The organism is Mucilaginibacter frigoritolerans (assembly GCF_007830615.1).
Classification (GTDB): Bacteria; Bacteroidota; Bacteroidia; order Sphingobacteriales; family Sphingobacteriaceae; genus Mucilaginibacter; species Mucilaginibacter frigoritolerans.
In genome coordinates this window covers 446,151-459,674 of sequence record NZ_VLLI01000002.1, presented here as the reverse complement: position 1 = coordinate 459,674, position 13,524 = coordinate 446,151, and the positions used below count along the sequence as shown (strand labels likewise).

At 39.3% G+C, this 13,524-nt stretch carries 9 protein-coding genes and 1 tRNA gene; 4 read left to right on the top strand and 6 right to left on the bottom strand.

Annotation, left to right across the window (positions count from 1 at the left end):
* Positions 1–300: 300 nt before the first annotated feature.
* Together JN11_RS05580 and JN11_RS05575 are read left to right on the top strand one after the other, a co-directional pair.
* Positions 301–657 carry a winged helix-turn-helix transcriptional regulator gene (locus JN11_RS05580; RefSeq protein WP_144910440.1) on the top strand — a complete coding sequence of 119 codons (357 nt, stop codon included), beginning with the start codon at positions 301–303 and terminating at the stop codon, positions 655–657.
* A gap of 349 nt (positions 658–1,006) precedes the next feature.
* Positions 1,007–2,389, top strand: coding sequence for a right-handed parallel beta-helix repeat-containing protein (locus JN11_RS05575; RefSeq protein WP_144910438.1), 1,383 nt, complete (start codon positions 1,007–1,009; stop codon positions 2,387–2,389).
* A 171-nt stretch (positions 2,390–2,560) separates the two neighbouring features.
* Here JN11_RS05575 and JN11_RS05570 read toward each other — a convergent pair.
* Both JN11_RS05570 and metG read right to left on the bottom strand, forming a co-directional pair.
* Positions 2,561–2,632, bottom strand: a tRNA-Arg gene (locus JN11_RS05570).
* A 125-nt stretch (positions 2,633–2,757) separates the two neighbouring features.
* A complete protein-coding gene (gene metG, locus JN11_RS05565; RefSeq protein ID WP_144910436.1) occupies positions 2,758–4,830 on the bottom strand; it encodes a methionine--tRNA ligase in 2,073 nt (690 codons plus the stop codon).
* Between the two features lie 144 nt (positions 4,831–4,974).
* Between metG and JN11_RS05560 the strand changes: the two genes are divergently transcribed.
* Positions 4,975–5,901, top strand: a complete 927-nt coding sequence (locus JN11_RS05560; protein ID WP_144910434.1) for a S66 peptidase family protein — start codon at positions 4,975–4,977, stop codon at positions 5,899–5,901.
* An 18-nt stretch (positions 5,902–5,919) separates the two neighbouring features.
* Positions 5,920–6,327 carry a DoxX family protein gene (locus JN11_RS05555; protein ID WP_144910432.1) on the top strand — a complete coding sequence of 136 codons (408 nt, stop codon included), beginning with the start codon at positions 5,920–5,922 and terminating at the stop codon, positions 6,325–6,327.
* An 87-nt stretch (positions 6,328–6,414) separates the two neighbouring features.
* Here the strand turns inward: JN11_RS05555 and JN11_RS05550 are convergent, their stop codons facing one another.
* From JN11_RS05550 to JN11_RS05535, 4 genes are all read right to left on the bottom strand, one after another.
* Positions 6,415–7,272 (bottom strand): hypothetical protein, encoded by an 858-nt coding sequence (locus JN11_RS05550; RefSeq protein WP_144910430.1) that lies wholly within the window; start codon positions 7,270–7,272, stop codon positions 6,415–6,417.
* Between the two features lie 213 nt (positions 7,273–7,485).
* On the bottom strand, positions 7,486–8,367 hold the full coding sequence (locus JN11_RS05545) for a DUF1735 domain-containing protein (RefSeq protein WP_144910428.1): 882 nt from the start codon (positions 8,365–8,367) through the stop codon (positions 7,486–7,488).
* Between the two features lie 23 nt (positions 8,368–8,390).
* Positions 8,391–10,082 (bottom strand): SusD/RagB family nutrient-binding outer membrane lipoprotein, encoded by a 1,692-nt coding sequence (locus JN11_RS05540; RefSeq protein ID WP_144910426.1) that lies wholly within the window; start codon positions 10,080–10,082, stop codon positions 8,391–8,393.
* 8 nt (positions 10,083–10,090) lie between these two features.
* Complete coding sequence (locus tag JN11_RS05535) at positions 10,091–13,366, bottom strand: SusC/RagA family TonB-linked outer membrane protein (RefSeq protein WP_144910424.1); 3,276 nt, start codon at positions 13,364–13,366, stop codon at positions 10,091–10,093.
* Between the last annotated feature and the right edge of the window lie 158 nt (positions 13,367–13,524).

Below are 13,524 nucleotides of genomic sequence, written 5' to 3'. Positions count from 1 at the left end.
TTGCAAGAGCAAAGGAAGAAAAAATAGAGCCGTTCAAAATTCAACGGACGCGCTAATGGGAAGTAGCGCTTTTTCCGATACATACGATAGGGCTTTAAAGTATCTGTCTAAAAAAGTCCTGGGAACAGGATATTGAAAAAATGTATCTTAAACCAATATTAATACCTCAATATGAGGTTTTAAAAAAGCCCTATTAAATTAAACAACAGGGCTTTTCGGATTTTGTTTTCTATTTAAATAAAGGAAGATTTGCCGTTTTGTACTGAAATAACAGTATCATCGGTGTAACCAAGTAACATTATGGGGTGTAAAATAGAAGAGTTTCAACAGGAACAAAAGAAAAGAATCAGAGCCGTTCAGGATTCAATGGACGTGTTGAATGGCAAATGGAAGATTGCTATTATTTCGTCTATTTGCTGTTACGGCAAAAGGCGGTTTTCTGATATTCTGAATGATGTAGAAGGAGTTTCCAACAGAATGCTAAGCAAAGAATTGAAGGAACTGGAAATAAACCAATTGGTAACACGGACCGTTTTACCTACACAACCTATAACGGTTGAATACGAACTTACTGAACACGGCAATACGTTGCAAACCATCATCAGTAATCTTACAGATTGGGGAACTGTGCACCGAAAAAAAATTGCCGGGAAATAATGTTCGTTCTTTATTGCGTGTCGTCCTGCCATTACTTCCAACAACCTTGTATCAGCCATTCGGTTGCCCAATAAAAAATATCGAACTACAAGATTGAACGAAGCTGCACAATTAATATATCACATTAACAGGTAGTTACGTGAAAATATAAACGAGAAAGATGCGAAGTTATCGCTCCTTTCCCGTGAGTGGTCCCTAGGCTACAAAATCGAATTCTTTTATGGTTGATTTGCATTGTTCGACAGGTTTGGAAGAGAATAGCTTGCTAATGTCGTTTCGGAATTAAAAGCCTAAATTGCAACTATACAAATATTAGATTGCAGTTAAAGTACGTTACATGTTAAAAAAGATGAGAAACTGGCACCACATTTTATTAATAGTAGTCATTAATTTTTGGTGTATTTTTAGTCATGCTAATGCAACCATTAAAATATCCGAAAAAATCATTTATATAAAACAGATTGGCATAATACGTCCTAAGTCTATTGCTAAAACACATACACCTGAAGAATTTGGTGCGATTGGAGATGGCGTACATGACGATACAGAGGCGTTAAAAAAAGCGCTGAATGCTACTGGCGATATTACTTTTAAAAAAGGTCGAGTTTATAAAATAACAAACACTGTAATTGTTAAATCTGTAAAAAAAATAATCGATCTAAATAACTCAACAATCAATCGCGACCCGTCAAAAATTGGCTTTTCATTTGAAAACTGTAACACAATAGTTTTTAAAAATGGGAAAATACTTTGCTCAGCCAAACCTATAGCGGGTGCCGGTTCAGAAAACTGCATCAACTATGTACAATGCAAAAACATCACCACAACTAAATTAATTATTGACGGATCAAACGAAATGGGGATTGCCCACATCGCTTGTATTGGAGTAATAGCATCTTACAATAATATAAAAAATTGTTATAGAGATGGGATACATGAAATATACTGTGCTAATGTACAAGTTTTTGAAAACACCTTAAGCAATATTAAAGACGATGCTTTAGCCTGCCACGATTATGGTACCGATGGGCAAAAATTATTTATAAGGAAAAATGGCTATACCCAGGCCTCAAACATAAAAATATACAATAATGTAATTAACAACGCTTATCAGGGCATTAGCTCCATATCATGTAAAAATATTGAAATCACAAACAACACTATTTCCTCAACAGTGGGTGCAGGTATAGCTATTTTTAATACACAGGCTATTAATATTGGAGGTACCGCAAGGGTGAATGGGGCTATAATACAAAATAATAAAATTAACAACAGTTGCGGCTCTCAAAAAATAATGGGTATTATGTATGATAATAACGGACAAAATTCAACCGGCAGGGGTGCGATTTTTGTTGGTACTTTAGGAACCAATGGGCAGCTTAATGACGCAACAATTCTTTCAAATGTATCAGTTGTGAATAATAAAGTAAATAATTGTGGCGTAAACGGCTTGTGGTTTACTAATACGGTAAATGCCATTATTTCTGATAATAATTTTACCAATTGTTGTAATGAAACATCCAGCTTTTCAGGTACTGTTTGTGCTATTTATAACATAACCAATGGTGAAATTAACAACAATATAACTGTAGATAACCGCACAGTGAAAAAACATTATTTTGGTTTTGATCTCCAAAATGTAACTGGAAACGTGAGCAATCTAATTGACAAGGGTTCAAAAGCTGGTTATCATATTGTAAATACACCGGCTTTTAGGCCAATAACTAATTAAATACACTGCCTTTATTAAATACATATTCATCAGGCAATCATTCAATAACCGTGATATAACAGTAATCTGTTTGATTCATGCGAATATATGATTAATTGAAAAGCCCTCAGATTTTTCATCTAAAGGCTTTTTAATTCTATTCCCATGCTTGGCATACGGTGGGTCGTTTTGTGGTCCCGACGAGAATCGAACTCATATCTAGAGTTTAGGAAACTCCTATTCTATCCGTTGAACTACGGGACCTTTTTGATTTCGGAATTCGAATTTGCAATTTCAGAATTTATCCTTAAGCAAATCTAAATTTCTGCAAAGGTGCAAATTATTAGCTGATCTGGCAAAACATTTGTACTTCATCTGCACTTCAATCATCACCTCACTACCGAGCCATTGTGCATATCGCCATCGGCCGATACAAAACTGAGCTTGCCATCAGCATTCTCTGCCATCAGGATCATTCCCTGGGATATAATACCTTTTATTTCTCGTGGCTCCAGGTTTACCAAAACGTTTACCTTTTGGCCAATAATTGCTTCCGGCTCAAAATACTCAGCAATGCCAGATACAATGGTACGTTCGTCAATACCAGTATCAACTGTCAATTTTAACAGCTTTTTCGTTTTAGCTACTTTTTCGGCAGTCAAAATAACTCCTGTACGGATGTCCATGGTAGCAAAAGTCTCATAATCAATATTTTCTTTTGCCGGTACAATGCTTATCTGTTTGGCTGGTTGAGCTGCTGCTTTTTTATCAGCCAGTTTTTGTAATTGTTTTTCTATTACTTCGTCTTCTACTTTTTCAAAAAGCAGGTCCGCAGCATTTAGTTGATGGCCATTTTCAAAGGATATTTCTGTATTGAAAGCAATAGCCTCAAAAGGCAGATTCAGCATACCGATAATTTTTTTCACCGTAGCAGGTAAAAATGGTTGCAAGCAGGTAGCTAAATGCCCAATTAATATTAAACAGTTATGCAAGGCATCTTTAGCCGCTTCCGGTTCTGTCTTTATCGATTTCCAGGGTTCCTTCTCTGTTAGGTATCGGTTTCCCAAACGGGCAATATCCATTACATTTTGTAATGCCTGCCTGAATTTATACGCCTCCAGGTTTTGGTGAAGCTCGTCGTAATAATCACCCAGATCTGCATCCAGGTTTTTGTCGGTCAGCACAATTTTTGCGGCGTCACTTTCAATTTTGCCATCATAAAACTTGTGCATCAATATCATTACACGGTTAATGTAATTACCTAAAATGGCTACCAGTTCATTATTTACCCTTGCCTGGTAATCTTTCCAGGTAAACTCACTGTCGCTGGTTTCGGGTAATATGGAGGTTAATACATAACGTAACTCATCCTGCTTACCCGGAAATTCCTCCAAATACTCGTGCAACCAAACCGCGTGGTTACGTGAGGTGGAGAGCTTATCGCCTTCCAGATTTAAAAACTCATTTGCCGGCACATTCTGTGGTAAAATATATCCTCCATGAGCATGCAAAATAGATGGGAAAATAATACAGTGAAACACAATATTGTCTTTACCTATAAAGTGCAACAGGCAAGATTCATCAGCCTCATTTTCCTGTTTTTTCCAGTATAGTTTCCAATCTTTTCCATTATCAATGGCCCATTGCTTGGTAGCTGATATATAGCCAATAGGGGCATCCATCCAAACGTAAAGCTTTTTGCCTTTTGCTTCTTCCAATGGCACGTCAATTCCCCAATCCAGGTCGCGGGTCATGGAGCGTGGTTGCAAACCCGATTTTAACCACGATTTACACTGACCAAAAACATTTACCTTCCACTCCCCTTCTTTCTCGTCGATCCATTTTTCCAGCCAGGGCTGATATTTATCCAGTGGTAAATACCAATGCTTGGTAGGCTTTAAAACCGGGCTTTTACCACTTAAGGTTGATATAGGGTTGATCAGGTCTGTTGGGTTAAGGGAAGTCCCACATCTTTCGCACTGATCGCCGTAGGCATTCTCGTTATGGCAATTGGGGCAGGTACCAATAATATACCTGTCAGCTAAAAACTGCTGGTAATCTTCATCGTAATATTGCTCCGAAAACTTCTCTACAAACTCATCTTTTTCATACAGGTTCAGGAAAAACTCCTGCGACAAATCATGATGAATAGCGGATGAAGTACGGTGATAAATATCAAAAGAGATCCCAAATTCCTGGAAACTGTCTTTAATCTGGTTATGGTATTTATCAATAATCTGTTGTGGTGTAGTGCCTTCCTTTTTTGCTTTTATGGTGATAGCTGCGCCATGCTCGTCAGAACCGCAGATATAAACTACATCCTTTTTTTTAAGGCGAAGGTAGCGCACAAAAATATCAGCCGGCAGGTACGCTCCGGCTAAGTGACCTATATGAAGCGGCCCGTTAGCATACGGCAAAGCCGAAGTAATGGTAAACCGTTTAAACTTATCCAATTTTGACATTAAAGTATTCCTTTTTGCAAAGATACTTTTTTAGCGCGAAAGTCGGGGGAAGTCAGTAAGCAGGAAAGAAATGTTATAAGCAGATTGAGAAAAGTTTTTTATTATTGAGGGGAATAACCATAAGACTTTACAAAACACCAAATAATGCAAAAATCGGCTACTTCTCCCGCATCATCAGGCCTTCAGCCTCCTTATTTAAAAAAAGGGGATAAAATAGCCATCACCTGCCCCGCAAAAAAGCTGCCTAACCCTATGACAGATGCCATCAGCTTACTTGAATCGTGGGGACTGGAAGTTGTTTTAGGCGAAACGGTTGACGCCAGTTATCACCAGTTTGCGGGCGATGACGATTTAAGGGCAAAAGATTTGCAGCGCTTTATTGATGATGACAGCATAAAGGCCATCATAGCCGCCCGCGGCGGTTACGGTACAATGAGGATGATTGACAAGGTTGATTTTAGTCGCTTTGCGCAAAACCCAAAATGGTTAATCGGCTTTAGTGATATTACCGTTTTGCATACTCACCTGTATGCTAATTACCAGGTTCAAACCATACACGGGCAAATGCCCATCAATATACTCGATGCTTCTGCCCATTCATTCGAAACCTTAAGAAAAGCCCTTTTTGGCGAAAACCTACATTACCATGTTCACCCGCATACCTTAAATCGTGTTGGGGACACCTCCGGCATTTTAATCGGCGGTAATTTATCTTTGCTGATAGCAGTGGCCGGTTCTGTATCTGACCTGGATTACGATGGCAAAATTCTGTTTATTGAAGATGTTGGCGAATATCTATACTCTATTGACCGCATGATGCGCAACTTAAAACGCGCAGGCAAATTGGCCCAACTAAAGGGCTTAATTGTTGGCGGATTTTCCGAAGTAAAGGACAATGATATTCCATTCGGACAAACCGTACCCGAAATTATACTGGAAGTAGTTAAGGAATATGATTACCCGGTTTGTTTTGATTTCCCGGCAGGGCATATTCCTGATAATTGCAGTTTAATACTCGGTAAAATGTTAAATTTATCCGTAAAACAAACTGAGGTAAAAATTAAATATTAAACATTTAAAAATTAAAATATGGCCCTATTTGAAGGTTTAGGTAATTATAAAAATTTCGGCTTATTAATTATGCGTGTAGGACTTGGCGTAATGTTCATTTACCATGGCTATCCAAAATTAGGCGGCGGCCCTACAGAATGGCGCGAGCTGGGTAGCGCCACAAAATACGTGGGCATACACTTCTGGCCGGTAGTATGGGGGCTATTATGTGCCGCCACAGAAACTTTTGGCGGTTTCCTTTTAATTATCGGGCTAGCTTTTCGCCCGGTGTGTTTTGCTTTAATGATAAATCTTATTGTGGCTGCCGCGATGTGTTTCGGCAAGGGAGAAGGTTTAGCGGGTGCATCACACGCTATTGAAGATGCAGTAGTATTTGCGGGCCTGCTAATTGTTGGGCCGGGAAGAAATAGTGTGGATAAGAAATAAGGGCTGACAAATCCTGATTAAATAAGGACATAATAGTATAAAAGGCAGGTTCAAACCAAATGAACCTGCCTTTTATACTCAATTAAATTAAGATGGGTTGTCTGTTATGTTAAACGAAAAGCTGGTGCCATCAGTCCTTATTATTGTACCCCAAAACTGAAATATTCCATTGCCAAGATATGTATAGGAGGCGGAAATAACCACAACTGTTGAACTGTTTTCAATGGTTGCGTTTTTGCATACACCATTCGAGCCATATAAAGCATAATTTACACTTGCATAATGGACCTGATCCGGATCACTGATATAAAAATTAGTCGATGGTATTGTTGTTGTACTCGCTGTAGGCAGGGGGTAACCAATATCAGCTATCGCTACATTTGATCCGGTGGTAACCCGGATTAATTTACCGGTAAACACTACAAAACCAGGAACAGAAGAATAGCTAGTATTTACATAATCACCTATCAGCGGCGGCGTCCCGCTTGCGTTAGCGTCAAAATAATTGTCCAAAGCCTGATAATAGTTATCCAGGCTGGCTTGAAACTGGGCATAGTTTCCACCCTCCAATACGCCTTCTGATCCGGCAAAAACATTTCCATCAGGGCCACTATTTTGTTCACTAATGTATGAATCACTACCGATGCTGGTACTTACTGAAGCACCAACCAATGGAACACCATTAACTAATGTAGGATATTGCTGGATATTCCAACTTAATGGCCCAAGAACGGTTACCTGAAGGCCCTGCCATACCCCCTGGTAGGTATCATAGTTTTGACCTGCTGCACGTGGCATTAAAGTCAAGTCCACATAGTTATGGCTGACAACGAGGGATCTGGCTTTTACCTGGGCAGATGGCGCTTGGTTTATGGTACTGGCGTCCTTTTTACAGGCGCTTAAACCCAAAAGCATAGCTAATGCTATGATGGTTGTTTTTTTCATGTGTAAGGTTATTTGTTAATTATTTTATCTTTTGTGAAAGATATTATCATTAAACGACAGGCGCAAATAAATTACACCAACTGGGTTATTCTCTATACCAACTATAATATTAGGTTAAATAATTGAACTGGACATTCAAAACTTCTATTTAGCAGTTATAAAAAAAGCGGCTCCGGTAAACCGGAGCCGCTTTTAAAAATAATTTAAATATTATTATTTAGAATATTTATCATCTATATACCTCAAACTACCCGCAGAGTTTTTAGCAATGTAGTAGAATTCGTATACCCCGTTTACCGGATCTGCTGTAATAATTTTAGGTGGTTGAACAATCGACACGCCACTATTGGTTAGTGCAGATGAAACATCACTAGCATTTTGTGATACTGCAAAGTTAGATAAAGTAGTACCGCTTTGGTCGAATGTTATTACATATCTAATTCCAACATAAGCACTTGCCACTTCTACCTGGTTAGCATTATCAGGAACAAGAGTTACTGTTCCCTCATTTACTGGAGGCAATACTCCACCAACTGAAGGGCCTACACCATTATTGTAACGAGTATAATTATAAGTGTAAGGACCAGCAATAGCATTGCCAATTATGTGAAAATAATGTACGCTTTGGTTAGCACTAATAGGAACGCCATTAGCACTTGCAATTTTTATCGGCAACATATAGCTCTTTGTTGGGTCAAGCTGGTTTTGTTGTACAATTAACGTTACGAAAGCATATTGTGCACCTGCAGCAATATTTACAGTTGTTGTAGACAACGAATAAACGCTTGTAGGCATTGGTTCATAAGTAACACCTGTAGTTGCACTCGTAGCAGTATTATAAGCGGTTGTTAAGGTCTGGTCTACGGCCAAAGTAACAGATAACGCTTTATTAGGGGTTGCTGTGGCATAGTCAACAGCGAATTGTATGGTATCAATCGAACCGGTTAAAGCATCAGACCCAAAATTGGGGGTTCCGCTAAGCGGAAAGTTTACTATGTTCCCTGCGTTTGTAAAGTTGACAGTTGTAGGGCTGTCTTTCAAACAAGACGAAAGCGTAATCGCAATCAGGGATGTTATTAAGATTAATTTTTTCATTTCTTTAATTATTTAAATAATTATTACTGAGCCCAGAAAATCTTAGAGTTAAATTTATCAATGGTACCCTGCGCAGCTACGTTTGCAGCGTTGGTGGCGTATTCAATCTGCGGATAAAAAATACGGGTAACATTATTAGGGGCATCTGCGCCTGGATAAATAGATGTCGGTACAGCAGGGTATCCTGTTCTGCGTAATTCGTTATAAGCCTCAAAAGAACCAGCAAGATTCAAAGCTACCCATTTTTGGGTAATAATTGCTTTTTCCTGGTCAACAGCAGTTGCAGGCCATGCATAAGGAGCTCCTGTTGCATAAAGCGCTGCGGCGGATGCTGCAGGGGTTGATACAGTAACACCAGGTGTAACACCAACTGGTGTATTAGGCGTAACTGTCTGCGCACCCAAATCAACAAATGAAGCTGTTATACCTGCTTCGTACAATGTTTGAGCAGCAGCAGCACCTCCAGGTAAAATACCATCCAGATTAGCTTCAGCCTGTAAAAACAAAGCTTCTTCTGATGAAATGATAACGGCATTCATAGTAGCTGAAGGAATAATGCCAGGGCCAAATTTACTTGGGGTTAAGGTTTTTCCTGCCGCTGTTGTAGGCGGCTGTGCATCACCAAATGAAGTTGATACAACGGCTAATAAGGTGCTATCCGCTTGTAACTGTACGTTAACCGCTGATCCAGCCAATAAGGTAGGATTAGCTGTTGCATTAGGATCATTAGTTCCTAAGTAAATACGGGTTAAACGAGGATCGCCATTTTGACCTAAGAAATTGGCTGTATAAGAGTTTGCCTGGTATTCGTTATTATTAGTCTGAGTTGCACCGCTGGCAGTAAAACCATAGTTACGGTAAAGCGGGCTTTGTTGTCCGCCATCAGCATCAGAACTCAAATAGCCCGGATTAACTACCGCCGGAGTAGAAGCATCTAAATAACCCAAAGAGGCGGTTGCAGCAGCAGCCGTTTTTAATGCAGCAAATCTGCTTGCAATGGCTGAGTTACTTGATTCACGTACAGCAAGTTTTAATTTTAGTGTATTAGCAAATTTGATCCAGTTGGTCATTTTACCGCCAAACATCACATCAAATGATAATGGATTAGCTGCAGTGGTAGAAGAAGCAGCACCCTGAATTTGCACAATAGCAGCATCCAGTTGCTTCATCAAATCATCATAAATATCAATACCATTTTGATAGGTAGGGTTTAGATTTGATGTTCCCTTAATAGCAGAAGTATAAGGCACATTGTTATAATTATCAACTAACGATTCATAATCAAAAGCGATCATGATTTTTGCAATAGCCTGGTAATTAGGCTCTGTTGTTGAGTTTAAAAGTGCTGTATAATTTGATATATTAAGGTAGTTTGATGTCCACTCATCATAAGTTGATGTGGTGAACTGGTACTCTTCTAATGAAACAAACGGCTGGAAACCTGTACTCTGGCTAACAAAACCACCCCAGGCAGCGTACATAACGTAACCGGTTCCTACAGTTGATGTTAAGCCAGCTGGAGGGTTTGGCGTTGTTTGCATATTAGGGCCATTAACAATATCGGCAGTACCCTTAAGGGCGCCCGTTAAAAGCAGACCTGGCGAACTCACCGACGGATTATTCGGGTTGCTGGACAGGTTCAGATAATCTTTCTTACATCCGCTACTAGCAGCTGCAAGTGCTATAATTATGATTGATAGATACTTTTTCATCATCTCTTATATTAAAATGTAACGTTTAAATTTGCCCCGAAAATACGTGTTGGAGGCAATTGCCCAGTATTACTTACACCAATACCATTGTTGCCAGAGCTGTATTGGAACTCAGGATCGGTAAATTTAGCACCAGGAGCTCTTAACATAACCAGGTTTCTTCCGGTAATGGCAAATGAAGCTTTTTTGATGAATTTTGATTTTCTAACCCATTGAGTAAGATCGAAGCTTAAGTCAGCCTCTCTCAATTTCCAGAATGCACCATTAACTACATAAGTACTTGCAGAGTTATAGTATGCACCAGAATCCCAGAAGCCCAGGTTACCATCTAAAACAGTAGTATTAGTGTTTGGTGTGTAAACCGGATTAGCAGAGCTACCAGTATTGATAACTGAGTTAGGGAACACAAACACCTGTCTGCCAGCTTGTGCAGAAATGCCTGATGTACCTGCAGCAGTTGCAGCTGATAAACCTTGCTGATAAACAACATAGCCGCTACGGAACTCACTCACAGCAGTAAGGGTAATAAATTTCCAGCTAACTGTTTGAGTTAAACCTAATAAGTTTTTAGGAGTTAAACGACCCAAATCAACCAGGTTAGGGTTTGCTGAAGGCATACCAGTGTTAGCGTCAACAATTACGTGTCCTTGTGGGTCGCGGTTAACGTCGGTACCATATAATTCAGGGAATGGTTTACCAACACGAGCTTGTACAGCCGCATTGCTGTAACCACCCACTGTGATTGACTGCAGACCACCATATAGAGAAATAACTTTTGAGTTTTGGATAGAGAAGTTACCTCCTAAAGTTAAACCTACGCCATTTTGAGCTTTGGTTAATACCTGGATATCCAATTTAAACTCTTCACCTGTATTTTGTACCTCACCAATGTTAATCAGTGTTTGTTGGTAACCGGTTGCAGGAGAAACAGTGATTGGAAGTGTTTGATCTTTAGTATGGCTATCATAATAAGTAGCACTTGCATTGATGCGGTTGTTCAGGAAGCCTAAATCAACACCAACTTCTGTTTCCCTGGTTAACTCAGGTTTTAATGTTGGGTTGTTTAATTGTTGGCTTAAACTTAAACCACCTGTATTTCCGTAAGGGAAACCGCCAGTTGGCGCGTAAGTGTTTACATAACCATAAGGAACCGAGTTAACGTCACCCACCTGGCTATATGAACCACGTACTTTAGCATAGCTTAATATTTTATTGTTTTTTAATGCATCAATTGCATCTGTTAAAATTACCGAACCTTTTACTGAAGGGTAGAAGAATGAGCGGTTGGTTGCTGCAAGCCTTGAATCATGGTCATTACGTAAAGTGCCTTCAATGAAAGCCCAGTCTTTGTAACCGATAGAAAGATCGCCGAAATAAGCTATCTGACGGATTTCTTCAATATCCTGGCTAACACCCGGAGTACCTAAAATACTGCCTATACCGTAAAAATTGTCAACCAATAATTGGGTACTGCTGTTTTGCAGGTTGTTATAATATTCTTGCCAAATGGTATTACCTAACAATAAGTTAGTTTTAAAATCATTAAAAAATGTTTTATGAAAGTTTAATACCATATCCTGTTGGATACGTGAATAACCTTGAGGGCCACCACCTGTATTGGTACTTCCGTCACCAAACTGGGTAGTGTTATACACATAACCTGGAATGTGACCGCTTGTACCACCGGTACCAAAAGTTTCAGATGCGATAGTACCATAACCACCTGTTGGATCACTTAAAGCATAAGCATCAAAGTTAACCGGTGCTTTTGTTTGTTGTACTTGTGCAGTACCAAAGTTATCAGCTAAACGGTAAGTTGCATCAAACCATTTTGTAGGCGATACAGTAGCACCAAAGCTTCCGTTAAATACATCAGAACGGGTATTTATTCTGTTTTCATCTACATACCAGTATGGGTTAATATCATACGAGTTGAAGTAGGTATTAACATCAGCAAATGGAGCGTTGATGTTTTTGAAATTAGTAATTGGCACCCATGATGGTGTATTTAATAAAGTAGATAATAGTGCACCACCGTTTTGGTAGCCACCACCATAAGTACTTGTATTGCTGTTAGTATAAGCAGCGGTGAAATCTAAATGAACAATACCAGTAGTTTTAGTAGCAGAAACACGTACTACACTTCTGTTATAAGTATCGTTAGGAACTACACCAGTTCTGTCTAAACGGTTAGCAGATAAGTTAAAGCTGTTATTAGCATCACCCTGAGCATAAGAAACACTATTTTGTTCAGTATGGCCAGTGTTAAAGAATGCTAAACGAGGGTCAACTTTAGGAGTTGAATAAGGGTAATATTGTTTTGTACCAGCCTCGTCAGGAATACCTAACTGAGTAAGTGCACCGTTATAAGCCGGACCATAAGATTGGTTTTCAAAAGGTACCGGAGTGGTAATATAACCAGTTCTGGCATCTTCATAAGGAACACCTTCACCACCGTAGCTACCAAAACGGGTTTGCAGATCAGGGAAGTAAGAAATTTTTTCTAACTGGAAAGTGTTTTGGTAATTGATAACCGGGGCACCAGATCCTGAACCGCGTTTGGTAGTAATAATCAACGCACCGTTAGAAGCTTCAGAACCATAAAGGGCGGCAGCACCAGCACCGTTCAAAATGTTTACGCTTTCAATGTCATCAGGGTTAATGTTGTTTACATCATTTGGAGAAACCGGAACGCCGTTTAATACAACCAATGCAAAGTTGTTACCGGTAATGTGGCGGTTACCACGTAAAGTAAAACGTGTTTGAGGATTAATACCGTTATCAACAGTATTTATCACTAAACCCGGGGCTTTACCCGATAAGCCGTTGGTAAAGTTAGTTGCCTGTGCTTCGGTAAGTGATTTTGATTCAATTTGTGTTGCTGCATAACCAAGCTCTTTTGCCTGGCGCTTAACACCCAAAGCTCCCGTTACCACAACCTCACCAAGCTGCCTGCTGGAGGTGTTCATGGTAATGTTAACCTCACCAAGCACATTGCCTTGTGAATTTAATTTAACATCGCCGCCTGTGATTGGTTTTTCAAAGGGTTCGTAACCGATAAAAGTAAACACCAATGTGGTGGATCCTTTAGGTACGCTTAAGGTATACTTACCTGCTGCGTTGGTTTGAGTACCAATGCTGGTTCCCTTTACCTTTACTGAGACTCCCGGCATGGGTAGGCCATCATCTTTGGCCGTAACCGTACCAGTAACTGTACGGTTTTGTGCAAATGCCTGTGTTATGCATAACATCAGGAAACACAAACTTACTAGTAGAAGTTTTTTCATGTTTGTTAATAATAAGATCAGTTAATAGTTAATTAATGATAAAAGTAGTGTTACGTTATCAAATTGTCAAGCAAAAACTTAAAAAAAGTTGCTTTTTTTTAAAAAAAGGCAATGGTATAGTGCAAAAGTGATAATTTTAGTACTATGTATTGCATAAT